Below are 22813 nucleotides of genomic sequence, written 5' to 3'. Positions count from 1 at the left end.
GTCCACGCAGGTCACGCGGTCAGTTCCTGGTGCAGTGCCTCGCGCAGCCGGGCCGCGCGCTCCGCGACCTCGGCCGGGCCCAGCTCGACGGCGCGGGCGCACCAGCGCTGCCCCTCGGTCAGCTCACCCCGGCGCGCGGCCAGCAGCGCGAGCCGCAGCGCGGCCCTGCCGTGTCCGGCCTGGGCGGCCCTGGTCCACCAGAGCGCGGCCTCCCGCTCGCCGCCCTCGCGGGCCAGGAGCAGCCCGAGGTTGAAGGCTCCGTTGCGGCTGCCGGCCTCCGCGGCCTCCCGGTACCAGCGGGCGGCCTCGGCGGTGTCACCACGGCCGGCGGCGAGCATGCCGACGCGCACCTGGGCGCGGCGGTGGCCCTGCTCGGCGGCGCGCTCGTACCACTGCTCGCACTCGCTCTTCACCCCGTACGGCTCGCCGAGCGCGGGCGGCCCCGGCGGCGGCTCGCGCGAGTCGAGGACGGTGGCCAGCCGGAAGGCGGCCTCCGCGCTGCCGCCGCCGGCGGCGCAGCGCAGGTGGCGCTCGGCGGTGCGGTCGTCGCCGTCGCGCAGGCAGGCGATGCCGACCTGGAGGGCCGCCTCGGTGTGCCCGGCGGCGGCGGCGCGTTCGTACCAGCGCAGGGCCGCGCCGTCGTCGTCTCGGCCCGCGTACAGGATGCCGAGGTTGAACGCGGCGTCCACGCTCCCCGCCTCCGCGGCCTTGGAGAACCAGGGCTCGGCGCCCGTCGGGTCGTCGGCCTGGAGGAGCAGGACGGCGAGCGCGTTGGCGGCCTCGCGGTGGCCCGCGTAGGCGGCGCGGCGGTACCACTGCTCGGCCTGGACCGTACGGTCCTGGGAGGCGCAGAGCAGCCCGAGGTTGTACGCGCCGTTGACGTCGCCCGCGTCCATGGCGGCGCGGTACCAGCGCTCGGCGGTCTGCGACTCGCCCCGGGCGGCGTGGAGCGCGCCGAGGGCGTTGGCGGCGTTCCCGTCGCCGTCCTGGGCGGCGCGCAGCCACCAGACGGCGGCGCTCTCCTCGTCCCCGGCGTCGCGCAGCAGGAAGCCGAGGGCGCAGGCGGCCCGCGCCTCGCCGTCCTTGGCGGCGCTCAGGTACCAGCGGCCGGCCTCCTTCAGCTCGCCGCGCCGCTCCAGGATCGCGCCGAGGTGCAGGGCGGCGCGGCGGTGGCCGCGCGCGGCGGCCTGCCGGTACCACTGGGCGGCCTCGCCGACCAGGGAGGCCGCGGGGCCGGAGCCCGTGGTCGCGAAGCCGGACGTGCCGGGGTCTCCCGTCCTGGGACCGTGCGGCCCCGGCGTCGCGGGCCCCCACGCCCCGGAACCCCGTGTCCCGGTGTACGCGGGCAGCCGGGGGTCGGTGCTGGTCACGGGGTCCAGGGAGAGCAGCGGCTCCTGGCCCGTACGGCGGCCTCGCGCGCCGGGGGCCACCGGACCGGTCCGGTAGACCACGTCGGCGCCGGAGCGGGCCGTCTCGCGGGCTCTGCGCTCCAGCGCGCGGGCGAGCCGGTACGCCGCCTCGCGGTGCCCCTGCTCGGCGGCGGCGCGCAGCCAGCGCTCGGCCCCGACGTCGCTGCGGTGCTCCAGCAGATCGGCGAGGGCGTAGGCGCCCAGCGCGTGGCCCTGCTCGGCGGACTGGCGCAGCCAGTACTCGGCCGCGGGCTCGTCGCCGAGTTCGCGGTAGTGGCGGCCGAGCGCGTGGGCCGCCGGGGCGGAGCCGGCGACGGCGGCGATCCGCCACCAGCCGGCCGCCTCGTCGACGTAGCCGCGCTGGTGCAGCAGTACGCCCAGGTTGTTCGCGGCGGCGCGCTCGCCCTCGGCGGTCGCGGCCCGCAGATACGGCTCGGCGCCGTCGAGATCGCCGCGGCGCAGCAGCAGCGCGCCGAGGACGCTCATCGACGCGGTGTCCCCGGCGTCGGCGGCGCGGCGGTGTCTCTCCTCGGCCTCGGTGTCGGCCCCGTCGGCGGCGCCGATCCCACCGGTCGCGTCGTTCACGTGTGGCTGCACATACCGCCCTGTCTCCAACAGAGTTGCCCTATCCCCCATATTTTCCATCGTCGCACCACCCGCCGGCCGCGTACAGCCGGTATACCGCGCCCCGCAAGGTCACTACAGCGTTTTGTCGACATGCCCACAGAGAGACACATCAAACCCACTGCCGACCAACTGGGCCGAGCTGAAACCCAGTTGCAGCGGGCACATGGCAAGGGCCCGGATCCTAGAAGGATCCGGGCCCTTGACTTCGCCGTAGCGGGGACAGGATTTGAACCTGCGACCTCTGGGTTATGAGCCCAGCGAGCTACCGAGCTGCTCCACCCCGCGTCGTTGTGTGCCAACCGTACCACGGGGTGGAGGTGATGCCAGGTCAGCTCGTATCGCCACCGCCGTCCGCGCTGTCGGCCTTGTCGCCGGGCTGGTCAGCAGCCTTGTCTGCGGCCTTGTCTGCGGCCTTGTCGCCCGGCTTGTCGGCGGATCCCGACTTCGCCGCGGCCTCCGCGTCGGCGGCCCGCTGGAGCGCGTCCTGCAGGTCCTTCTGGGCCTTGCCGTACGCCGTCCAGTCCTGCTTCTTCAGCGCCTCCTCGCCCGCGTCGTACGCCTTCTGGGCGTCCGAGATGGCCAGTTGGAGGGCCTGGTCGCCGGTGGCCGGCGGGGTGGTGGTGCCCGGCGGCTCGGTCGTCGGCGGCGACGTGCTCTCCTCACCGAAGACCGCGTTCAGCGCCTCCGGCAGGCTGTCCTTGAAGACCGGCTTGCCTCCGTAGGAGACGGCCACCTTCTTCAGCAGCGGGTAGTTGGCACTGCCGCCTCGCGCGTACACCGGCTCGATGTAGAGGAAGCCCCCGTCGAGCGGCACCGTGAGGAGGTTGCCGTACTCGATGTCGGAGTCGGTGCCTCTCAGGTTCCTGACGAACTCGGCGACCTCCGGCACACCGTTCAGCTCGCTCTGCACCTGCTGCGGGCCCTGGACCGTGGACGTCACTCTCAGCACTCTGATCTTGCCGTAGTCCGTGCTGGTGGCATCGGCGTCCACCGCCATGAACGCGCCCAGGTTGGGGCGCCCGTTGGGCGTGAAGGTGGTGGTCAGCGAGAACTTCTGGTCGTCCTGGCCGGGCATCTTCAGGCTGAGGTAGTACGGCGGGACCGAGTTGCTGTCCTTGGTGGTCGGGTCGTCCGGCACCTGCCACGCGTCACTGCCGCTGTAGAACTGGGCGGGGTCGGTGACGTGGTAGCGGGTGAGCAGTTCGCGCTGCACCTTGAACATGTCCTGCGGGTAGCGCAGGTGCGACAGCAGCGTCGAGTCGATGTCGCCCTTCGGCTTCACCGTGCCGGGGAACGCCTTCATCCAGGTCTTGAGGACCGGGTCCTTGGTGTCCCACTGGTACAGATTGACCGAACCGTCGTACGCGTCGACGGTCGCCTTCACCGAGTTCCGGATGTAGTTGACCTGGTTCTGCTGGGCGACGACCGCGCGCTGGCTGTCGGTCAGCGAGTCGGCGGTCGTGTCGCCGAGCGTCGTACGGGACGCGTACGGGTAGCCGTTCGTCGTCGTGTACGCGTCGACGATCCACTGGATCCGGCCGTCGACCACGGCGGGGTACGCGTCACCGTCGATGGTCAGCCAGGGCGCGACGGCCTCGACGCGCTCCTTGGGCGTGCGGTTGTAGAGGATCCGCGAGCCGTCGCCGATGGCGCCGGAGTAGAGCATCTGGGGCTCGCTGAAGGCCACGGCGTACGCCGCGCGGTTCAGCGGGTTGGAGAGGTCGACACCGCTCCTGCCCTTGTAGCTCGTGGTCTGCTCGCCGTTCTTCTCGTAGTCCAGTTCCTTCTGCGGACCGCCCACGATCGAGTACTGCTCGGTCTTCTCGCCGTAGTAGACGCGCTGTTCGTACTTCGGGAGTTCGCCGCTGGTCGGCAGGCCCGACTCGGTGAAGTCGGGGGCGCCGATCGTGCCCTCGTTGTCGTCCGTCACCGTGTTCGTGCCCTTGGAGGCGATCAGTCCGTACCCGTGGGTGTACGTGAAGTGATCGTTGATCCAGTTGCGCTTCGGGATACCGGTGATGTTCAGCTCGCGCAGACCGACCACCGTGTCCTGCGGCTTGCCGTCGGGACCGGGGTACCGGTCGACGTCGAGCGTGGAGGGGAACTGGTAGTACTTACGCTCCTGCTGAAGCTGCTGGAACGCGGGCGAGACCACATTCGGGTCGACCAGCCGGTAGCTGGCCGCCGTGTCGGCCGCCTGGCGCTGCTCGGCCTTCTTGTCCGGGTCTCCCTTGCCCCCGTAGTCCTGCACATCGGCGGCATCGATGCCGTACGCCTGGCGCGTGGCGTCGATGTTCTTCTTGATGTACGGGGCTTCCTTGGCCTGCTCGTTCGGCTCAACCTGGAACTTCTGGACGATCCCCGGGTAGAGGCCGCCGATCAGGATCGCCGAGAGCACCATCAGGCCGAAGCCGATCACCGGGAGCTGCCACGTACGGCGCCAGAGCGTCGCGAAGAACAGCAGGGCGCAGATGACCGCGATGCAGAAGAGGATCGTCTTGGCGGGCAGGAACGCGTTCGCGTCCGTGAACCGCAGGCCGGTCCAGTTGCCCGTCGCCTTGAAGTCGCTGGACTTCACCGCCAGGCCGTACCGGTCGAGCCAGTACGCGACGGCCTTCAGCGAGACGAAGACGCCGAGCAGCACCGAGAGATGCCCGGTGGCCGCGGCGGTCGCCCGCGCGCCGGGGCTGGTGATCCGCAGCCCGCCGTACAGGTAGTGGGTGAGCGCGGCGGCGATCAACGACAGCACGGTCGTCGCGAAGCCGAACGCCAGCAGGAAGCGGTACCAGGGCAGGTCGAAGGCGTAGAACGCCACGTCCAGCTTGAACTGCGGGTCCTTCTGCCCGAACGGCACCCCGTTGATCCACATCAGCCACGTACGCCACTGACCGGCGGCGGAGGCTCCGGCGATCAGCCCGACCAGCGCGGTGATCCCGAGGAGCACCCACTTCTTGAACGGGGCGATGCCCATCCGGTACCGGTCGAGGTTCTGCTGCTCCATGGACATCGCGCTGAGCGGCGGCCGCAGCCGGTGCGCCAGCCAGATGTTCAGCCCCACCGCGAAGGCCATCAGCAGCCCGAAGACCGCGAAAAGACCGATCTTGGTCCAGAGGGTGGTGGTGAAAACCGATGAATACTTCACCGAGCGGTACCAGAGCCAGTCGGTCCAGAACCCCGCGAACATGACGAAGAGCATGGCCAGCACGGCCAGCACGCCCAAAGTCATGAGCAGGGTCCGGGCCCGACGGGAGGGCCGGCCCACTCTGATCCGTGGCCCGGTCGGGCCTCCGCCGCGGTCCGGCATCTGGAAAGCCAACGTGCGCACCTCAAAGTTCGCGGTCGTGTGAATTCGTAGGGTTCTGCTGGTTCAACTTACTGAGGCTTTACCTAGTTCCCGCACCCGGGTCCGAAGGAGGCAGGATATTGACCATGTCCACTGTTTCTCCTTCAGGTACGCCCATGGCCGCCGGCCCTCTGACCCGCGCCGTGCTCGAAATCGACGAGTACGCCTCCACGCTCGGCTGGGATCAGCCCGCCCGGCTCTTCGCGCTGGTCGACACCGCACGGCTGCGCGCCGACGAACCCTCGCTCGCCGCCCAGTTGGGGCTCGACGAGGACGGCGCCCCCGCCGCCCCCCTCACCCCCGTCGAGCAGGACGAGATCCCGGCGGGCACCCCGCTGGACGAGTTCCTCGGCACCATCGCGTGGCCCGACGCGGTGGCGGGGTGCGCGATGACCGTGGAGCGACTGATGCTTCCGCCGTCGGCAGAAGCATCCGTACCGGACAATCTGGACGAAACGGCGCTCGCCGCGTGGGTCGCCTCCCACCCGGAGCGCCAGGAGGTCCGGATGACCGTGGCGGTGCTGCGGGACGGCGCCCGGGAGTCCGCGCTGCGGCTGCGCGAGAAGGACTCCCCGAACGAGGTCCTCACGGGCTCCGGGCTGGTCCCGGGGCTGGCGGAGGCGCTGTCGGCCACCTTCGAGTCGTAACGGCCCTTCCGGGGACGTGGCCGGTCAGCTTGCCGAACAGCTCGGCAGGCCGGCCGCGTCCCCGGTGCGGATCTTCTCCAGCGACGCCGTCGCGTCCTCGATCGTCTTCACCCGGACCAGGGTGAGGCCGTCGGGGATGTCGGAGGCCGCGGCGGCGCAGTTGTCGTCGGGCGTGAGGAAGTAGCGCGCCCCCGCGTTCCGCGCGCCGACGAGCTTCATCTCGATGCCGCCGATCGGGCCGACCACTCCCTTGTCGTCGATCGTGCCCGTCCCCGCGACGAACTTGCCGCCGGTCAGCGAGCCGGGGGTGAGCTTGTCGACGATGCCGAGGGAGAACATCAGCCCGGCGCTCGGACCGCCCACGTCGGCCAGCTTGATGTCCACGGTGAACGGGAACGTGTGATCGGTCCCCGCCTGGATGCCGACGATCGCCCGGTCGCCCTCGTCGGACTTCCGGGTGGTGACCGTGACCTTCTCGGTGGCCGTCGGCTCCTTGCCGGACTTCTCCGCCGCCTCCGCCTCCTTGGCGGGAACGATGGTGAAGACGACGTCCTCGCCCGGCTTGTGCTTCGTGACGAGCTTCGCGACGTCCTCGGGGGCCTTGACCTCCGTGCCGTCCACGGCCTTGATCACGTCTCCGGCGTGCAGGGTGCCCTCGGAGGGGCTGTCCTTGACCACCGAGGAGACGATCGTGCGGGAGGAGACCGGGATGCCCAGCTCGCCCAAGGCGGCGACCTTGGCACTCTCCTGGGACTGGCTGAACTCCTCGGCGTTCTCCTGCGTGGACTGCTCTTCCGTCTTGCCGTCCGGATACAGGGTGTCGTGCGGCACCACGACGCTGTCGTGGGCCAGCCAGCCGTAGACCGCCTCGACGATGTTCATGTTGTAGTCCGCGCCGGTGACCCTGACCGTCGTCATATTGAGATGGCCCGACGTCGGGTATGTCTTGCGACCGGAGACCTGGAGCACGGGCTCACCACCGGCCTCACCCAGCGTGTTCACCGTCGGTCCGGGGCTCATCTCCGAATACGGGACCTTGATGAGCACACCCGCGCAGAGCAGCGCGATGAGGACGAGGGTGGAAGCGAGCATCGTCGCGGTGCGGCGTGGCATGGAACGACAGTACGGGAAGGCTCTGTCAGTGCACCCCCGGGGCCGGTCCGTACGAGGTCACAGGGGGCATGACCCCGGACCGATCGGCCCGCGGGCCGACGGATCAGACCGGATCGGAGCTGGTCTCCGCCTTCTCCATCGCGTCACGGAACCGGGCGTAGCCGTTCAGCTCGGCTATGTCCCCTATCGTGCGGTCCCTGGAGACCCAGCTTCCCCATATCGCCGCGCCAATGACAGCGAACAGCGGGATCAACAACCAGGCAAGTACGGCCATACCGACCTCCCGACCGAATGAGTGTCTGCGAACTGACCGATCAGCAGATTAATCATCTGCAGCACCAACGCTGCTGGCCGGGAGGCGGTTACGCAAATCGAGTGGGCGGGGCGGGGGCGGGGGCGCTACGCGCCCACCCGTCGCCCGACCACCACCCCTCAACGAGGCGCTACGCGCCCACCCGCCCACCCGTCGCCCGACCACGGCCCCTACAACGAGGCGCTACGCGCCCACCCATTCCTCTGTGCCGTCCGAGAACTTCTGGTGCTTCCAGATCGGCACCTCGTGCTTGAGGTCGTCGATCAGCTTCCGGCACGCCTCGAACGCCTCCGCCCGGTGCGGGCAGGAGACCGCGACGACGACCGCCAGATCCCCGACCTCCAGATCACCCACACGGTGGACGGCGGCCAGCGCGCGCACCGGATGACCGGCGACGATCTTCTCCGCGACCCGCCGCAGCTCCGCCTCCGCTGACGGGTGGCAGGAGTAGCCGAGGGAGTCGACGTCCGCGCCGCCGTCGTGGTTGCGCACCGTGCCCACGAAGAGCGCCGTGCCGCCCGCCGCGTCGTCCCCCACCGCGCGGAAGACCTCGTCGACGGTAAGGGGGGTTTCACGGATCGCGAGCAGCCGGATGGGGTCCTGCGCCGCCTGCTCGCCCGGGTGGGAACGCGTACTCGCCATGGGGCCATCGTGCCGTACCGCACCGGTTCCGTGGAACAGCCGTTCCCCCGGGGCGGGCCGCCCGCGCGGTGGGCTCAGATCCGGCGCCGCGCCTTGCGGGCCCGCCGTACCAGCGCGGCCGTACCGAGCAGTGCGACGGTCGCCCCCGCCGCGCCCGCCGCGGTGGCGTCCTTGCGGCCCAGGCGGCGGCCGGCGACGGTGTGGCGGCCCTCGACCTCTTCGAGGAGGGCGGCGAGCACCTCCTCGTTGGTCCAGCGCGGCCGCCACCCCGCGTCGTGCAGCCGGCTCACACTGACCACCCAGGGGTGCATCGTGTACGCGAGATCGCCGGCCGGGGAGGGCGTGAGGCCGATCCGGTGCAGCCGGGCCGCGGCGCCCAGGGCGACCGCCGAGGGCAGCTCCATGCGGCGGATGCCGCTCAGCTCCTCGACCTCCTCCTGTTCCAGCCAGCCGTCGCAGCCGACCGCGAACTCCCCGTCGGCCTTTTCGAGCGCGGCGTACTCCAGCGCGCTCACCAGGTCCTCGACATGGCAGAACTGCCAGGTCGGGCGGGATCCGGCGACGACGAGCAGCCGGGGCGACTCGAAGTAGCGGGTGAGCGCCGTGTCCGTACCGCCGACGAGGACGGCGGGCCGTACGACCGTCACATTCAGGCCGGGGTGCGCGCGGGGCGCGCGGCGGCCCAGGCGTTCGATCTCCAGCAGGTCGCCGACGCCCGTGGCCTCGGCGGTCGCCCGCAGCTCGGCGTCCTCGGAGAGCGGGATGTCGTTGTCGGGCAGCGCGCCGTAGACCATGGCCGAGGTGCAGAGCACGACACGGTGCACCCCGGCCGCCGCGGCGGCCGTCAGCACGGTCTGGGTGCCGCGCACGTTGTACGCCGTACGGGCGGCGGCGTCGGTCTCCAGGTCGAGGTCGAGCGCGAGGTGCACCACGACGTCCGCCCCGCGCAGCTTCTCCGCGATGGCCGGGTCGCGGACGTCGAGGATGTGCCACTGTGCCTCGGAGACCTCCCCACGGCGCTCGTCGATGGCGATGACCTGCTTGATCTCCTCGGACGCCGCCAGGCGCCGGGTGAGCAGGTCACCGACGCCTGAGGCGGCGCCGGTGACCGCGACAACGGGGCCGCGGGACGAGGTCGGGGTTGAGCGGTTTCGCGCTGCGCGAACCTGCGGATCTGGGGAACTCACCGGGCGTCTCCAGCGGTTGTCTTCAATACGTACGCGAATGACGCGTACGTACCAGGAGACGTCCATCCTGCCGCAGGCCACCGGCCGACGGAGCACCGAGCCCGGAAGCCACCGGGGTGTCGGTCCCGTTCCGACCCGCGGCACCGCCCCCGCACCCGCTGTGCCGCTTAGGCTGGGAGGTGCAGTCGGGCAGCCGCCGCCGGCAGGAAGCCGGTGGCCCTACGAGCCGAGGAACCCCGTGAGTGACACACCATTCGGATTCGGCCTTCCGCCGGAGGAGCCGGAGGACGGCGACGGCAAGAAGAAGGACCCTGCCGGAGGTGGTCAGGGTTCCGGTGGCCAAGGCGGCCAGGGCAACCCCTTCGCAGGATTCGGGATGCCCGGTGGCGGCGGCCCGGGCGGCGCGGACAATCCGTTCGCCGCGATGTTCGGTTCGCTGAACCCCAACGACCTGGGGGCCGCGTTCCAGCAGCTCGGCCAGATGCTGAGCTACGAGGGCGGTCCCGTGAACTGGGACATGGCCAAGCAGATCGCCCGCCAGACCGTCGCCCAGGGCACCCCGGACGGCACGAAGGACGCGAGCGTCGGCCCCTCGGAGCGCGCGCAGGTGGACGAGGCGGTGCGGCTCGCGGACATCTGGCTGGACGGCGTGACCTCACTGCCCTCCGGTGCCAACGCCTCCGTCGCATGGAGCCGCGCCGAGTGGGTCGAGGCGACGCTGCCCGCATGGCAGCAGCTCGTCGACCCCGTGGCGGAGCGGGTGGGCACGGCCATGGGCGAGGTGCTGCCCCAGGAGATGCAGTCGGTGGCCGGTCCGCTGATCGGCATGATGCGCTCTATGGGCGGCGCCATGTTCGGCCAGCAGATCGGGCAGGCCGTGGGCGTGCTGGCCGGTGAGGTCGTCGGCTCGACCGACATCGGACTGCCGCTGGGCCCGGCGGGCCGGGCCGCGCTGCTTCCGCTGAACATCGAGGCGTTCAGCAAGGACCTCGGCGTGCCCAAGGACGAGATCAGGCTCTATCTGGCGCTGCGCGAGGCCGCCCACCAGCGGCTCTTCGCCCATGTGCCGTGGCTGCGGTCCCACATGTTCGGCGCGGTCGAGGGCTATGCCCGCGGGATCAAGGTCGACACCTCCAAGCTGGAGGACGTGGTCGGCCAGTTCGACCCCAGCCACCCCGAGGAGATCCAGGAAGCACTCCAGCAGGGCATGTTCCAGCCGGAGGACACGGCGGAGCAGAAGGCCGCGCTCGCCCGGCTCGAAACGGCGCTGGCGCTGGTCGAGGGGTGGGTGGACGCGGTGGTCCACGAGGCCGCGAAGGACCGGCTGACGGCGGCGGGCGCGCTGCGCGAGACGCTGCGCCGGCGCCGGGCCTCGGGCGGTCCGGCCGAGCAGACGTTCGCCACGCTCATCGGGCTCCAGCTCCGGCCCCGCAGGCTGCGGGACGCCTCCCGGCTGTGGGCCTCGCTCACCGACGCGCGGGGTGTCGACGGGCGCGACCGGCTCTGGGAGCACCCGGACATGCTGCCGACCGCTTCCGACCTGGACGACCCGGACGGCTTTGTCCACCACGAGCAGCTCGACTTCTCCGAGCTGGACAAGATGCTCGGCGAGGCGGCCGGCAACGGGCCGAACCTCCAGAAGGACGCCAAGGACGCCAAGGACGACAGCGAAGCCAAGGGCGGCACCGGCACCAAGGACGACACCGACAAGTGAGCCTGCACGACAACGCGGTCCTCGTCCTGAAGGCGTACGCGGGGTCCGAGGGGTCCGACCCCGCGCAGCGCGAGCTGAGCGGCCTCTATCTGGACCATCTCGCGGCCCGTCCGGACGGGATGTGGAAGGCGTGCGAGGCCGGGCACCTGACGGCGAGCGCGCTGGTCGTCGACCCGGAGCGCGGCCGCGTCCTGCTGACCCTGCACAAGAAGCTCGGCATGTGGCTCCAGATGGGCGGCCACTGCGAGCCCGGCGACACGACGCTGGAGCGCGCGGCGCTGCGGGAGGCCAGGGAGGAGTCCGGGATCCTGGAGCTGACTCCCCTGGCGGGCGGCCCCGTACAGCTCGACCGGCACCCGATTCCGGCGCCCTGTCACTGGCATCTCGATGTCCAGTACGCGGCGCTGACCCGGCCGGGGGCCGTCGAGTCGATCAGCGAGGAATCCCTGGACCTGCGCTGGTTCGCGTACGACGAGGTGGCGGGGGTGGCCGACGGTTCGGTCGTCCGGCTGCTGGAGCGTACGCGCGCGGTCCTGGGCGCCTGACCCGATCCGGTGAGGGGCGGGTCCCACACGGACACGCCAACGGTGTCCCACACGGGCCCGCCCCTCTCGGGATCACCTGCTCCAGTCGTTGGCCTGGTTCTGCCCGTACGCGCCGTTCCCCCCGACGCCGTACTGCGCGGCCAGCCCCTGGCCGATCTCCGCGTGCTGCGGCGGCATGACCTCGCTGGGCTGGACGAGCGCGAACCCCTCGCCCAGGAAGCTGAGCTCCCAGCCCTCGCCGGTGGAGCCGCGCCGCCGCCGTATGCCCGAGGAGTGCGTCTGTGCCTGCATCTGCACCCGCAGGGCGGAGGACCAGGCGACGACCGCGTCGGCGTCGGCGTTGACGTACTTGTCGGGCGTGACCTCCATCATCAGCGGCTGTCCCGAGGTCATCAGGGCGACCTTGCCCCGCCCGGAGATGTTGAGCTGGTACTTGCCGGATCCGGAGATCCCGTACTCGCTGTCCACGGCGACGACCTCGCTGTGCAGCGTGGAGTCGAGCGCCAGCACATAGGCGCCGTCCACGGTGATCCCGTCGTGGTCGACATCCACCACATGGATGTACTGGGCGAGGTTGGCGAAGTACACCGTGCCCTGCCCGGAGCAGCGCATCAGGTCCAGGCCCTCGCCGGTGACCGCGCGCGTCTGGCGCTGTCCGTGCGACTCGTACTCACCGTCGAACTCGATGAGCCCCTGGTACGCGACCATCGCGCCCTTGCGGGCGAGGACATCGTCGTGGCCGGTGAGCGCGACCCGCAGAAGCTGCGGGTTCTGGACGGCGTAGCGGTCCTGGGACTGCTGTTCCGTGTAGGCGAAAAGCGGACTCTGCATGGGTTCCTCGCTCCCCTCAGCCCCGGACCCGCAGGCGGTCCGTGCTGTCCTCGCTGGGCTGTACGACGACGATGCCCTGGCCCGAGAAGGCCATCTGGTAGGCCTCTCCGCTGCCCCGCCCGATCAGCGAGGACACCGTGAAGCTGCGCTTGCCCTTCACCTTGAGCGCGGGTGACCAGGCGACGAGCGCGTCGGGGTCGACGTAGGTCTCGTCCTCGCCGCGTCCGCAGTCGACGACGACCGGGGTGCCGCGCGAGGTCAGGGCGACCCAGCCCGTCCCGGAGATCTGTACGTTCCACAGTCCCTGGCCGGTGAACTTGGCCAGCCCCTTGACGCGTTCGACGCCCCACTGGAGGTGGGCGTCGAAAGCGAGCAGGTTGGAACCGTTGACGGAGAGCGCGTCGTTGTCGAGGTTGATGACGACGACGTCCGCGCCGTAGTCGGCGAGATAGAGCAGACCGTCACCCGCGCACTTCATCACGGGCGTGGTCTCGCCGGTGACCCACTGCGAGGCGATCTGGCGGACTGCGGGCGGGTTCGGCTCGTACTGGACGAAGCCCTCGTAGGCGACCATCGAGCCGGTGCGGGCGTAGAGGTCGTGTCCGGAGGCCATGGCGACCTTGAGCATGGAGCGGCCGTGATTCTCCATCCGGGCCGCGACGGGGGTCGGGGCGAAGCCCGCGAGTTGCTGGTTCATGATCCGGGCTCCCTCAGACCTCGTACGGCTGGACGACGATGAAATTGCCGGGCGCTCCGCGGAACTGGAGGTTCACGGTCTCGCCGCTGTGGCCTGGGTAGGCGTTGCGGCGCAGCCTGACCTGGCTGGAGATGATCACCTGCGCGGCCGAGGACCAGGCGACGACGGCGTTGCTGTCGGCGAAGGTCGTGGGCGTGACGGGCAGCACCACCGGGGTGCCGTGGGTCTTCACGACGACGGTGCCGGTGCCCTGGAACTGCATGGTGAACAGGGCGCCGCCGGGGATGCCGTGGCCCTCGATGCGGCGGACCTCGTACTGGAGGCTCTCGTCGAAGGCGAGGACGTTCTCCGCAGAGACGCAGATGCCGTCGCCCTGGAGTTCGACGGGGTGGAGGTGCGCGCCCTCCTCCGCGAGGAAGACCTGGCCGCGTCCGGTGCAGCGCATGAGCTGCATCTCCTGGCCGGTGGCGTTGCCGACGACACGGCCGACGAAACCGGCGCCCTTGTAGCCGAAGTCGACCTTGCCCTGGTACATGACCATGCTGCCCTGCCGGGCGAGCACGGGGCTGCCGTCCTCACCGAGGTCGACCCGGACGAGCTGGCCGTTCTGCGAGGTCCAGCGCTGTCCGGTGGGCGCCTCCTTGTACGGCTGGAGAGCCGCGGCGAGACCGGCGCCGCCCGCGGGGACACCCTGCGGGATGCCCTGGGGGGCGCCGGGCGGCTGCTGGCCGAAGGGGGCGGGCATTCCGTACGGGGACGGCGCGGCGGGCGGCTGGGTGCCGGGAAGCTGTCCCGGGACCTGGCCGAACTGTCCCGGGGCCTGGCCGGGCACCTGGCCGAACTGGGGCTGCTGCGGGGGCGGGGGCGGCTGGCCGTACGGGGACGGCGCGGGCGGCGGCGGTACGGTGCCGCCCGGCGGGGTCATCGGTGCCACGATGGTCTGCGCGGCGTGCACGGGCTGCGGCGCCGGGGCCGGGGCCGGTGGCGCGACGGGGGCGCCGAAGGACGGTGCGGGCGCGGCGGGCCCGGCGGGCGGGGCGAAGCCCGGGACCGGGCCGTCGGCGGCCGGCGGCGGGGCGGCGGGCTCCTCCTCGGCGACCTCGCCGCCGAAGTTCTTCAGAAGCGCGTCGAGTCCGCCGTCGAACCCCTGGCCGACGGCGGCGAACCGCCAGACGTCCTTGAGGTAGAAGTCGCCGAGCATGACGGCGCGCTCGGTGGTGAACTCCGAGCCGGTGAAGGCGTATCGGACGACTTCCTCGCCGCCCGCGACGATCCGGATGTATCCGGGGCCGACCTGCGACATCTGTCCCGCGCCGTCGATCGTGGCGGTGAACGACAGCTTCTGGACGGCGGCCGGGACACGGTCCAGCGTGACCCGGAAGGATTCCGTGTCGCCGGCCTGCGGGCCGAGCAACTGGATCGATTCCTCGGGGGACTTCGGCTGGTTGAAGAAGATGAAGTACCGGTCGTCCGAGAGCTGTTCGTCGGCGTCGAGCCCGAAACAGCTGATGTCGAAGGTCAGTCCCGGACCCGCGATCTGCACCCCCACGTACAGATCCGTCCCCGCCGTGAGATCACTGATCTTGGCCTTGTGGCCACGCTGGAATTCCCGTGCCATACGTAACGACCGTCCCCCATCCCGAATGTCAATGCGTCGCGCCAGGCTAACGGCTGCCTCGGACAATCGGCCAAGCCGGTACAGACTCGGGACAGGAACGGTGAACGGGCGCTTCCCCGGCGGCGGTCAGCGACCCGACCCGCGCGGAAGGTGCTCTTCCGGACGGAGCCGGCGCTCACGCACGGGCTTCGCCATCCCCCGCTACGACCGCGTGGCCCGCTTCGGCGTGTCACCGGCGCCGTCGGTGACATCGGCGTCGTCCATGACATCGGCGTCGTCTGTGACATCGCCGTCGTCCATGACATCACCGCCGGTGTCCTCGCCGTCCGCTCCGTTCCCGCCGCGCGCGAGGGGCAGATGCGGGAGCCGTTCGGCCGCGACCACGCCTTCGAGATAGCCGCGGGCCCGTTCGGTACGCGGGTACGCCTCCAGTAGCCGCCAGAAGCGCGGGCCGTGCCCCGGCACCAGCAGATGGGCCAGTTCGTGGACGAGGACGTAGTCGACGACGTATTCCGGCATGCCCTGGAGCCGGTGCGAGAGCCGGATGCTTCCCTCGGCGGGGGTGCAGGAGCCCCAGCGGGTGTTCTGGTTGGTGACCCACCGGACGGAGGCGGGCCGCACCCTCCCGTCGAAATACTGCGCGGAGAGCCGCTCGGCCCGCTCGGTCAGCGCGCTGTCGCCGAGGACCCGTCTGCTCTCCTGGGCGGCGAGCTTGTCGAGCATGACCGAGACCCAGCGGCGCTCCTCCGCCTCCGACATCCGGGCGGGGATGAGCACGATCGTGCGGTCGCCCTCGCGGTACGCCGAGACCGTTCTGCTGCGGCGGGCGCTTCTGCGGACCTCGACAGCGCTCGTCCCCGAGCCACGGAGCGGGCGACTGACGGAAGGGTCGGCGGGCACGCCCCGACGTTACCCGCTCGGTGTGGCGGAAGTCCCGCCCCCTGGAGGGTTCCCCCCTGATCCCCGTGATTGCCGCGCCGGATCCCCTTCTTCCCCGCGAGAAGCACACCATTCGAACGACTAATACCCGGGGCTGTGGATAACTTTCGGCACCGCCGGCCGCCGTCCTGCACGCTGAGATCACGAACGCGGACACGGATCAGCGGGAACGGGGAGGCCGACATGCATCCGATGATGAAGCCCGCGCTGCGGCGCGCCTGGCGGGACCGGCAGACGGTGCAGTTCGGGGTGACGCCCGCGCACGCGGTGGTGATGGGCCCGGTCGACACGGCCACGGGCAGTTTTCTGGAACTGCTGGACGGGACGCGCGGGCTGCCGCTGCTGCGGGAGGAGGCCCGCGCGATGGGGCTGCCGGACGGACTGGTCGAGGCGCTGGTACGGCGGCTCACCGCGGCGGGGGTGCTCGACGACCCGGGAGCGGGCGGTCCGGCGGCCGACGCGCTGCGCGGCAGGACGGGGGAGGTCGAGCGGCTGCGGCCCGATCTGGCGTCGCTCTCCGTCCTGCATCCGGAGCCGGGCGCCGCGGCGCGGAAGCTGGCCGTACGGCGGCTCGCGCGGGTGCAGGTCAGAGGTGCGGGCCGGGTCGGCGCCGCCGTCGCCGCGGTCCTGGCGGCTTCGGGGGTGGGGCGCGTCGATGTGCTGGACGGCGGGTGTGCGACGGCGGGGGACGTGGCGCCCGGCGGGCTGCCGGACCACTCGGTGGGCGAGCGGAGGGACCTGGCGGCCCGGCAGCTCGTCCGGCGGTCCGCGCCCGGCAAGCCACCGGGAGCCGGGGAGTCGCGGGGGTCCGCGGTGGGAGAGCCGCCGCTCTCCCTGGTGATCGTCGCGCCGCGGGACGGGCTCGCGGCGTACGCACCCGATGCGGTGACGGCCGAGCCCTGGATGGCCACGGGCACGCCGCACCTCTACGCCGGGGTGATCGAGGCCACGGGGCTGGTGGGGCCGCTGGTGCTGCCCGGCGGGACGGCGTGCGCGGGGTGCCTCGCGCGGGTCCGGGCCGATCACGACGCGGGGTGGCCGAGAATGCTGGCCCAGTGGCGTTCCGGGCGCGGGGCGCGCGCCGTTCCGGCGTGCGATCTGGCGCTCGCCACCACCGTGGCCGGGCTGACGGCGGCTCATGCTCTTTCGTTCCTCGACGGGGAGCTTCCGGCGAGTACGGGTGCACGATGGGAGGCGGCACTGCCGCTGCTGGACTGGCGTCCGGAGCGGATCACCCCTCATCAGGACTGCCCGTGCGGGGCGGCCGGACCGCGAAGGGGGGAGCGCGTCGCCGGGACGGGCGCGCCACACGACACAATGGCCGGGTAACCGCCGTACGCGGCGCGGCTGTCTGGGATTAGGAGGGGCTTCATGTCTGATCTTCCCCGGAAGGCGGTCACCCGCACCGCGAAGCTGGCCACGCTGCCACTGGGCTTCGCGGGCCGGGCCACATGGGGGCTGGGCAAACGGATCGGCGGCAAGTCGGCCGAGATCGTCACCCGGGAGCTCCAACAGCGCACGGCGGACCAGCTCTTCAAGGTGCTCGGGGAGCTGAAGGGCGGCGCGATGAAGTTCGGGCAGGCCCTGTCGGTCTTCGAGTCGGCGCTGCCCGAGGAGATCGCCGGGCCCTACCGGGCGGCGCTCACCAAGCTCCAGGAGGCGGCGCCGCCGATGCCCACGCGCACGGTGCACGCGGTGCTGGCGGAGCGGCTGGGCGAGGAGTGGCGTGACCTGTTCCTGGAGTTCGAGGAGAAGCCCTCGGCCGCCGCGTCGATCGGCCAGGTGCACCGGGCGGTGTGGCACGACGGACGCCAGGTCGCGGTGAAGCTGCAGTATCCGGGGGCCGGGGAGGCGCTGCTCTCCGATCTGACGCAGCTCAGTCGGTTCGCGGTGCTGCTGGGGCCGCTGATCCCGGGGATGGACATCAAGCCGCTGATCGCCGAGTTGCGTGACCGGGTCTCCGAGGAGCTGGACTACGCGCTGGAGGCGGAGGCCCAGCGGGCGCACGCGGCGGAGTTCGCGGACGATCCGGACGTGGTCGTGCCCGAGGTGGTGCACCAGGGCGAGCAGGTGCTGGTGAGCGAGTGGATCGACGGGGTTCCGCTGTCGGAGGTGATCGCGGACGGCACACCCGAGCAGCAGGACCGGGCGGGGCAGCTCCTGGCGCGGTTCCTCTTCTCGGGGCCGGCGCGCACGGGGCTGCTGCACGCGGACCCGCATCCCGGGAACTTCCGGCTGCTGCCGCCCGCGGAGGGCGGGGAGGCACCGGACGGGAATCGGGAGGGCGCGTACCGGCTGGGGGTGCTGGACTTCGGGACGGTGGACCGGCTCCCGGGCGGGCTGCCCGACATCATAGGTGAGGCGCTGCGGCTGGCGTTGGCGGGCGACGCCGAGGCGGTGTACGACCGGCTGCGCGAGGAGGGGTTCGTCAAGGAGTCCATCGATCTCGCCCCGGACGCCGTGCTGGAGTATCTGCTGCCGATCATCGAGCCGGCCGCGGTGGAGGAGTTCGCCTTCACCCGCAGCTGGATCCGTACGCAGGCGGCGAGGATCGCCGATCCGCGGTCGCCCGCCCACCAGTTGGGCAAGCAGCTCAATCTGCCGCCGTCGTATCTGCTGATCCACCGCGTCACGCTGAGCACGATCGGGGTGCTCTGCCAGCTCGACGCGGCGGTACGGCTCAGGGACGAGTTGGAGGAGTGGCTGCCCGGGTTCCTGCCGGAGCAGGAGGCAGCGGATGCGGCGGAGGGCGCGCCTGGCGCGGATGCTGTCGACGAGGTGAAGACGGCCAAGGCCGCCGGGGCCGCCGGGGCGGCGGTGGACGCGGGGGCCTGAGCGGCCTCGCGCGTGTCATCAGCGGGCCGGGTGGAGGTCGAGTCTGCTCGGCGCACGACGACTACCCCGCCGGGCATACCGGCGCAGGACAACGCACCGCGGGGGCCGGTCCCGAGGGACCGGCCCCCGCGGTGCGTGGGTGGTGGCTGACGCCCATGGCCTGGTGAGGCCGTGTTACTGCATGACGGCCATGGCCAGCGCGCGGCGCGCGCGCATGGACACGCGCTCGGCACGGCGCTGCATGCGCCTCGCGGCGACCAGGCGCACGGCCCGGCGTTCCGCGTTGGCCTCGCGCAGGCGCTCGTTCATATGCGCGCGAGCCAGGGCTTCTGGGATGAGTTGCATCTCGCGGGTCCTGTTCTGACGCGAGTCGTTCGCGCCCATGGTGGAAACAACGGGGGTGGCGGAGCCGGACGGCTCGCTCAGGGAAGAGGTCATCGGGGCCTGCTTCTGGGGATCGTGCGTGAAGGGACGGTCGATCGTTCCGGCGGCGTTCATGCCGTGACCGGGTTCTTGCGCGGACGGCCACGCGGCCGCTTGCGCGCCACGACGACCCCCTGGACGAAGAGTTCGCCACCCCAGACACCCCACGGCTCACGCCGCTCCTTCGCGCCGGCGAGGCAGGCCTCGATCAGCGGGCAGGTGCCGCAGAGCGCCTTGGCGTACTCGACGTCGGCCGGGGACTCGGCGAAGAAGACCTCCGGGTCGTAGGCACGGCAGGGAACGGGTACGCCGAGGTTCTCGATGGCGTCGTCGAGCGCGGTGAGCGCGGTCAGCGGGGTCAAGGTGGAGTCCTCCGTGGGGACGGGCGGGGAGATCGATTCGGAAGGCGGTACGGACGGGGCGTGCGCTTCGAGTTGCACGGGTTTCGTTCCTCGTCTGGTCGGTCCGGCCTGGTCGGCCAGTTGTCGGCTGGTACCGGGTGGTGCGTGTCCCGAGGCCCCTTCGCTCCGGCTGTCCCGTTCGGGACAAACAGAAGGGCCGCGGATCCCGGGTGGGGTTCCGCGGCCCTGAAGGCGCCGGCCTGATCGTCGATCAGGCTGGATCACTCCAGGGTTCGAGCCCACGGAAGGCCCACATCAGGTGATGCGTCTGCTGCTTCGTTTCGGCACCGGTCGCCGCAAAGGCATAGGCATTGCCTGCTGCCGCTGCTACTCCTGCTTCCAGTGCCTTGGCCGGTCGCTCATCGCGGACCACGACGGACCGCTCACGGGTCGGCAGACCCGAGAGACCGGCGGGCTTGGCGGCGGAGGCGCCGGACAGACCACTGGCGATGAGTTCGGTGCGGGAGAGGCCGAGCGAGCAGGCGGAAGCGACCGGACGATCGGTCATTTTGACGGTGCTGATGAAGCTGAAGTCGATGCTGATCACTGGAATCGCCTCCTCTCGGCGTCTCAAGGACAGGTCCGAAGATCTGTCACACGTATGTGTGGACATGTACTGCTTAACAAGTAGAGCACGGGGACCGGGCTTCGGAGAAGCCCGCCGTTCCGTGGTTAAGAACCTATGGGGATTCCCCGCGCGGGCGCAAACTATTTTTTCGACGAGTTTGGCTCAGTCGTCGCCGTCCTCGCCCACACCTTCCTCACCTGCGCAGATGGCCAGCACATCGGCTCCGAAGCGATCCAGCTTGCGGATCCCGACGCCCGGGATACCGGTCAGCTCTCCCGCGCTGCCGGGCACGGCCTCCGCGATCGCCATCAGCGTCTTGTCGGTGAACACGCAGTACGCGGGCTGACCGATCCGCCGGGCCTGACCTGCGCGCCAGTCCCGCAGCCGCTCGTACAGCCCCTCGTCCATGTCGGAGGGGCACTCCTCGCAGCGCATCAGCTTCATCTCGCCGGCGTCCGTGAGGGTCCTGCCGCACACCCGGCAGCGGGCCGGGCCCCGCCGCTTGCGCCGAGTGGCACCGGTCGGCGCCTCGGCGGTGGCTCCGCCGCGCTCGACGGAGCCACCCGCTCCCGGCCCCGCGGCGCGGGCTCCGGGGGCCGTGGAGCCCGGCCGCAGCCCGTTCAGGAAGCGGGTCACCCGCCGGGAGGCCCGGCCGCCCGGAGAGCGCGAGAGGGACCAGGAGAGGGTGAGGTGGAGCCGCGCACGGGTGACCCCCACATAGAGCAGCCGGCGCTCCTCCTCGATCTGCTCGTCCGTCTTGGCGTAGGTGATCGGCATCATCCCTTCGGTGAGGCCGACCAGGAACACCGCGTCCCACTCCAGGCCCTTCGCCGCGTGCAGCGAGGCGAGGGTGACGCCCTGCACGGTGGGCGCGTGCTGGGCGGCGGCTCGTTCGTCCAGTTCGGTGACGAGGTCGGCGAGCGTCGCCGACGGCTTGGCCCGTACGAAGTCCTCGGCGAGCCGGACGAGCGCGGCCAGCGACTCCCAGCGGTCCCGGACCGCGCCGGACCCGGCCGGCGGCTCGGTGGTCCAGCCCTTGGTGGAGAGCACGGCCCGCACCTGCGAGGGCAGCTCCACCACATCGTCCAGCAGCGCGTCGTTCCCCCCGAAGCGCGCGGCGCCGCGCAGGGCCGCGCCCGCCTCCCGGACCTCCTGGCGCTCGAAGAACCGCTCGGCGCCCCGGAGCTGGTACGGCACGCCCGCGTCGGCGAGCGCCTGTTCGTACACCTCCGACTGCGCGTTGATGCGGTACAGCACCGCGATCTCACCGGCCGGGACTCCCGCGGCGATCAGATCGCGGATCCGGCGGGCGGTGCCCTCGGCCTCGGCGGGTTCGTCCGCGTACTCCGTACAGACCGGCTCGGGGCCCGGGTCGCGCTGCGAGATCAGCTCCAGGCGGTGCTCGGCGGCGCGGCCGCGCGCCTGGCCCAGCAGGCCGTTGGCGAGATGGACGACCTGCGGCGTGGAGCGGTAGTCGCGGACCAGCTTGACCACGGTGGCGCCCGGGTGCCGGGTGCGGAAGTTCAGCAGATGGTCGGGGGTGGCGCCGGTGAAGGAGTAGATCGTCTGGCTGGCGTCCCCCACCACACAGAGGTCGTCCCGGTCGCCCAGCCACAGGTCGAGCAGCCGCTGCTGGAGCGGGCTCACGTCCTGGTACTCGTCCACCACGAAGTGCTGGTACTGGCGGCGGACCTGGTCCGCGATGTCGTGGCGGTCCTGGAGGACGCCCACCGTGAGGAGCAGGACGTCCTCGAAGTCGATCACCGAGCGCTCGCGCTTGAGCTGCTCGTACATCCCGTAGATCTGGCCGATCTCGGCCGCGTCGCGCGGGGCGTCGCGGTGGGACTTGGCGACGGCCGCCGGGTAGTCCGCGGGCACGGTCTGGGTGACCTTCGCCCACTCGATCTCGCCGGTGACATCGCGCAGTTCGTTACGGTCGAGCCGGACCCGGCAGCGCGCGGCGGCCTCCGCGACGAGCTGGACCTTGCGGTCGAGCAGCCGCGGCAGCGAGCCGCCGACGGCCTTGGGCCAGAAGAACTGGAGCTGACGCAGCGCCGCCGCGTGGAACGTCCGGGCCTGCACGCCGCCCGCGCCGAGCTGCCGCAGCCGCCCGCGCATCTCGCCCGCGGCGCGGTTGGTGAACGTGACGGCGAGCACGCTGGCGGGCTGGAGTATCCCCGCGCGCACCCCGTACGCGATCCGGTGGGTGATCGCGCGCGTCTTGCCCGTGCCGGCCCCCGCCAGCACGCACACCGGGCCGTGCAGGGCCGTCGCGACCTCGCGCTGCTCGGGGTCGAGCCCGTCGAGCACGGCGTCGGCGTCACGCGGCGGAGCCACGATCTGGCCGCCGGCGGATTCCCGCGGGAACAGTGAGGAGTGCGTTGCTGCTGTCACCCCGCCATGCTGCCAGGTCCCCCGGGGCGGGTGCGGTGGTTGTCCACAGGGGTGCCGCACCGGTCGTACCGATCAGATCATCCGCCCGCGATACCGGCCGCGATACCGGCCTCGGGAATGGCCGCCGGATCGGTTACGTTCAGCACTCTGCGGGCGCCGTACCGGTACGACGGACGACGCATCCAGCGAGACAGAGGAGTGCGAGAGACCATGCCGGGCACTGTGACGATGTACAGCACCACGTGGTGCGGATACTGCCGTCGGCTCAAGGGCCAGATGGACCGCGAGGGCATCGCGTACACGGAGATCAACATCGAGCACGACCCGGAGTCGGCGGCCTTCGTCGAGAAGGCGAACGGTGGCAACCAGACCGTGCCGACGGTGCAGGTGGTCCCCGTCGGCGGGGGCGCCGAGGTCGTGATGACCAACCCGAGCCTCGCCCAGGTGAAGCAGGCCCTCAGCGCCTGATCCTCGCACCGCAACGGCCCCCGGTCGCCTCGTGAACGGCGGCCGGGGGTCTCTGCTGTGCGGGATGCCGACTCCGGTGGGGCGGATATCGCCGTGCCG

General features: G+C 71.5%; 19 protein-coding genes, 1 tRNA gene and 1 pseudogene. 6 read left to right on the top strand and 15 right to left on the bottom strand.

All coding sequences use genetic code 11. The features are described from left to right. Positions 1-11 precede the first annotated feature (11 nt). From AB0P17_RS18455 to AB0P17_RS18445, 3 genes are all read right to left on the bottom strand, one after another. Entirely contained in the window at positions 12-2054 is a 2043-nt protein-coding gene (locus tag AB0P17_RS18455; RefSeq protein WP_365812163.1) for a tetratricopeptide repeat protein, read from the bottom strand. Between the two features lie 193 nt (positions 2055-2247). Next, a tRNA-Met gene (locus AB0P17_RS18450) sits at positions 2248-2321 on the bottom strand. A gap of 43 nt (positions 2322-2364) precedes the next feature. Then, positions 2365-5340: a UPF0182 family protein gene (locus tag AB0P17_RS18445; protein ID WP_365812240.1), complete on the bottom strand. Its 2976-nt coding sequence runs from the start codon at positions 5338-5340 to the stop codon at positions 2365-2367. A gap of 125 nt (positions 5341-5465) precedes the next feature. Here AB0P17_RS18445 and AB0P17_RS18440 point away from each other — a divergent pair, with 125 nt between their 5' ends. Beyond that, entirely contained in the window at positions 5466-6026 is a 561-nt protein-coding gene (locus AB0P17_RS18440) for a PPA1309 family protein (RefSeq protein WP_365812162.1), read from the top strand. Positions 6027-6050: 24 nt separating this feature from the next. On the opposite strand, the gene AB0P17_RS18435 is transcribed toward AB0P17_RS18440, so the two are convergent. The 4 genes from AB0P17_RS18435 to AB0P17_RS18420 form a co-directional block, all read right to left on the bottom strand. After that, positions 6051-7139, bottom strand: a complete 1089-nt coding sequence (locus AB0P17_RS18435) for a PDZ domain-containing protein (protein ID WP_365812160.1) — start codon at positions 7137-7139, stop codon at positions 6051-6053. A 103-nt stretch (positions 7140-7242) separates the two neighbouring features. Further along, positions 7243-7413: a hypothetical protein gene (locus tag AB0P17_RS18430; protein WP_365812158.1), complete on the bottom strand. Its 171-nt coding sequence runs from the start codon at positions 7411-7413 to the stop codon at positions 7243-7245. A gap of 222 nt (positions 7414-7635) precedes the next feature. Continuing rightward, complete coding sequence (locus AB0P17_RS18425) at positions 7636-8094, bottom strand: molybdenum cofactor biosynthesis protein MoaE (RefSeq protein ID WP_365812156.1); 459 nt, start codon at positions 8092-8094, stop codon at positions 7636-7638. Between the two features lie 74 nt (positions 8095-8168). Then, complete coding sequence (locus AB0P17_RS18420) at positions 8169-9281, bottom strand: SDR family oxidoreductase (RefSeq protein ID WP_365812154.1); 1113 nt, start codon at positions 9279-9281, stop codon at positions 8169-8171. A 238-nt stretch (positions 9282-9519) separates the two neighbouring features. Between AB0P17_RS18420 and AB0P17_RS18415 the strand changes: the two genes are divergently transcribed. Beyond that, positions 9520-10995, top strand: a complete 1476-nt coding sequence (locus AB0P17_RS18415) for a zinc-dependent metalloprotease (RefSeq protein ID WP_365812152.1) — start codon at positions 9520-9522, stop codon at positions 10993-10995. Then, the gene (locus AB0P17_RS18410; RefSeq protein ID WP_365812150.1) at positions 10992-11540 is read left to right on the top strand and encodes an NUDIX hydrolase; all 549 of its coding nucleotides are present in this window, start codon (positions 10992-10994) and stop codon (positions 11538-11540) included. The genes AB0P17_RS18415 and AB0P17_RS18410 overlap by 4 nt, the downstream gene beginning before the upstream one ends. Before the next feature lie 72 nt (positions 11541-11612). Here the strand turns inward: AB0P17_RS18410 and AB0P17_RS18405 are convergent, their stop codons facing one another. The 4 genes and pseudogenes from AB0P17_RS18405 to AB0P17_RS18390 form a co-directional block, all read right to left on the bottom strand. Continuing rightward, complete coding sequence (locus AB0P17_RS18405) at positions 11613-12371, bottom strand: AIM24 family protein (RefSeq protein WP_365812148.1); 759 nt, start codon at positions 12369-12371, stop codon at positions 11613-11615. A gap of 16 nt (positions 12372-12387) precedes the next feature. Next, positions 12388-13068: an AIM24 family protein gene (locus tag AB0P17_RS18400; RefSeq protein WP_365812146.1), complete on the bottom strand. Its 681-nt coding sequence runs from the start codon at positions 13066-13068 to the stop codon at positions 12388-12390. A 13-nt stretch (positions 13069-13081) separates the two neighbouring features. Then, a complete protein-coding gene (locus tag AB0P17_RS18395) occupies positions 13082-14686 on the bottom strand; it encodes a TerD family protein (RefSeq protein ID WP_365812144.1) in 1605 nt (534 codons plus the stop codon). A gap of 342 nt (positions 14687-15028) precedes the next feature. Next, positions 15029-15586: pseudogene (locus tag AB0P17_RS18390) on the bottom strand (M48 family metallopeptidase); the annotation flags it as partial. Between the two features lie 222 nt (positions 15587-15808). On the opposite strand from AB0P17_RS18390, the gene AB0P17_RS18385 reads away from it, so the two are divergent. Both AB0P17_RS18385 and AB0P17_RS18380 read left to right on the top strand, forming a co-directional pair. After that, the gene (locus AB0P17_RS18385) at positions 15809-16954 is read left to right on the top strand and encodes a ThiF family adenylyltransferase (protein ID WP_365812142.1); all 1146 of its coding nucleotides are present in this window, start codon (positions 15809-15811) and stop codon (positions 16952-16954) included. Between the two features lie 42 nt (positions 16955-16996). Beyond that, positions 16997-18460 (top strand): AarF/ABC1/UbiB kinase family protein, encoded by a 1464-nt coding sequence (locus AB0P17_RS18380; protein ID WP_365812140.1) that lies wholly within the window; start codon positions 16997-16999, stop codon positions 18458-18460. A 174-nt stretch (positions 18461-18634) separates the two neighbouring features. Here AB0P17_RS18380 and AB0P17_RS18375 read toward each other — a convergent pair whose 3' ends face one another. The 4 genes from AB0P17_RS18375 to AB0P17_RS18360 all read right to left on the bottom strand — a co-directional run bounded on the left by AB0P17_RS18375 (position 18635) and on the right by AB0P17_RS18360 (position 22246). Continuing rightward, positions 18635-18958 carry a hypothetical protein gene (locus AB0P17_RS18375; RefSeq protein ID WP_365812138.1) on the bottom strand — a complete coding sequence of 108 codons (324 nt, stop codon included), beginning with the start codon at positions 18956-18958 and terminating at the stop codon, positions 18635-18637. Then, positions 18955-19323: a WhiB family transcriptional regulator gene (locus AB0P17_RS18370; RefSeq protein ID WP_365812136.1), complete on the bottom strand. Its 369-nt coding sequence runs from the start codon at positions 19321-19323 to the stop codon at positions 18955-18957. The genes AB0P17_RS18375 and AB0P17_RS18370 overlap by 4 nt, the downstream gene beginning before the upstream one ends. Before the next feature lie 172 nt (positions 19324-19495). After that, positions 19496-19831 carry a hypothetical protein gene (locus AB0P17_RS18365; RefSeq protein ID WP_365812134.1) on the bottom strand — a complete coding sequence of 112 codons (336 nt, stop codon included), beginning with the start codon at positions 19829-19831 and terminating at the stop codon, positions 19496-19498. Positions 19832-20014: 183 nt separating this feature from the next. Next, on the bottom strand, positions 20015-22246 hold the full coding sequence (locus AB0P17_RS18360; protein WP_365812132.1) for an ATP-dependent DNA helicase UvrD2: 2232 nt from the start codon (positions 22244-22246) through the stop codon (positions 20015-20017). 210 nt (positions 22247-22456) lie between these two features. Here AB0P17_RS18360 and AB0P17_RS18355 point away from each other — a divergent pair, with 210 nt between their 5' ends. Then, positions 22457-22714: a mycoredoxin gene (locus AB0P17_RS18355; protein WP_365812130.1), complete on the top strand. Its 258-nt coding sequence runs from the start codon at positions 22457-22459 to the stop codon at positions 22712-22714. Positions 22715-22813: the final 99 nt, after the last annotated feature.

Origin of the sequence: Streptomyces sp. NPDC088124 (genome assembly GCF_040685895.1) — a bacterium.
In the GTDB taxonomy this organism is placed as follows: domain Bacteria; phylum Actinomycetota; class Actinomycetes; order Streptomycetales; family Streptomycetaceae; genus Streptomyces.
The sequence above is the reverse complement of the archived record's forward strand: the minus strand, read 5'-3'. Positions and strand labels throughout refer to the sequence as shown.

Coding starts and splice junctions, on each gene's coding strand:
- AB0P17_RS18455 (WP_365812163.1), bottom strand. CDS start 2,054: ATGGAAAATATGGGGGATAGGGCAACTCTGTTGGAGACAGGGCGGTAT.
- AB0P17_RS18445 (WP_365812240.1), bottom strand. CDS start 5,340: ATGCCGGACCGCGGCGGAGGCCCGACCGGGCCACGGATCAGAGTGGGC.
- AB0P17_RS18440 (WP_365812162.1), top strand. CDS start 5,466: ATGTCCACTGTTTCTCCTTCAGGTACGCCCATGGCCGCCGGCCCTCTG.
- AB0P17_RS18435 (WP_365812160.1), bottom strand. CDS start 7,139: ATGCCACGCCGCACCGCGACGATGCTCGCTTCCACCCTCGTCCTCATC.
- AB0P17_RS18430 (WP_365812158.1), bottom strand. CDS start 7,413: ATGGCCGTACTTGCCTGGTTGTTGATCCCGCTGTTCGCTGTCATTGGC.
- AB0P17_RS18425 (WP_365812156.1), bottom strand. CDS start 8,094: ATGGCGAGTACGCGTTCCCACCCGGGCGAGCAGGCGGCGCAGGACCCC.
- AB0P17_RS18405 (WP_365812148.1), bottom strand. CDS start 12,371: ATGCAGAGTCCGCTTTTCGCCTACACGGAACAGCAGTCCCAGGACCGC.
- AB0P17_RS18400 (WP_365812146.1), bottom strand. CDS start 13,068: ATGAACCAGCAACTCGCGGGCTTCGCCCCGACCCCCGTCGCGGCCCGG.
- AB0P17_RS18395 (WP_365812144.1), bottom strand. CDS start 14,686: ATGGCACGGGAATTCCAGCGTGGCCACAAGGCCAAGATCAGTGATCTC.
- AB0P17_RS18385 (WP_365812142.1), top strand. CDS start 15,809: ATGCATCCGATGATGAAGCCCGCGCTGCGGCGCGCCTGGCGGGACCGG.
- AB0P17_RS18380 (WP_365812140.1), top strand. CDS start 16,997: ATGTCTGATCTTCCCCGGAAGGCGGTCACCCGCACCGCGAAGCTGGCC.
- AB0P17_RS18375 (WP_365812138.1), bottom strand. CDS start 18,958: ATGAACGCCGCCGGAACGATCGACCGTCCCTTCACGCACGATCCCCAG.
- AB0P17_RS18355 (WP_365812130.1), top strand. CDS start 22,457: ATGCCGGGCACTGTGACGATGTACAGCACCACGTGGTGCGGATACTGC.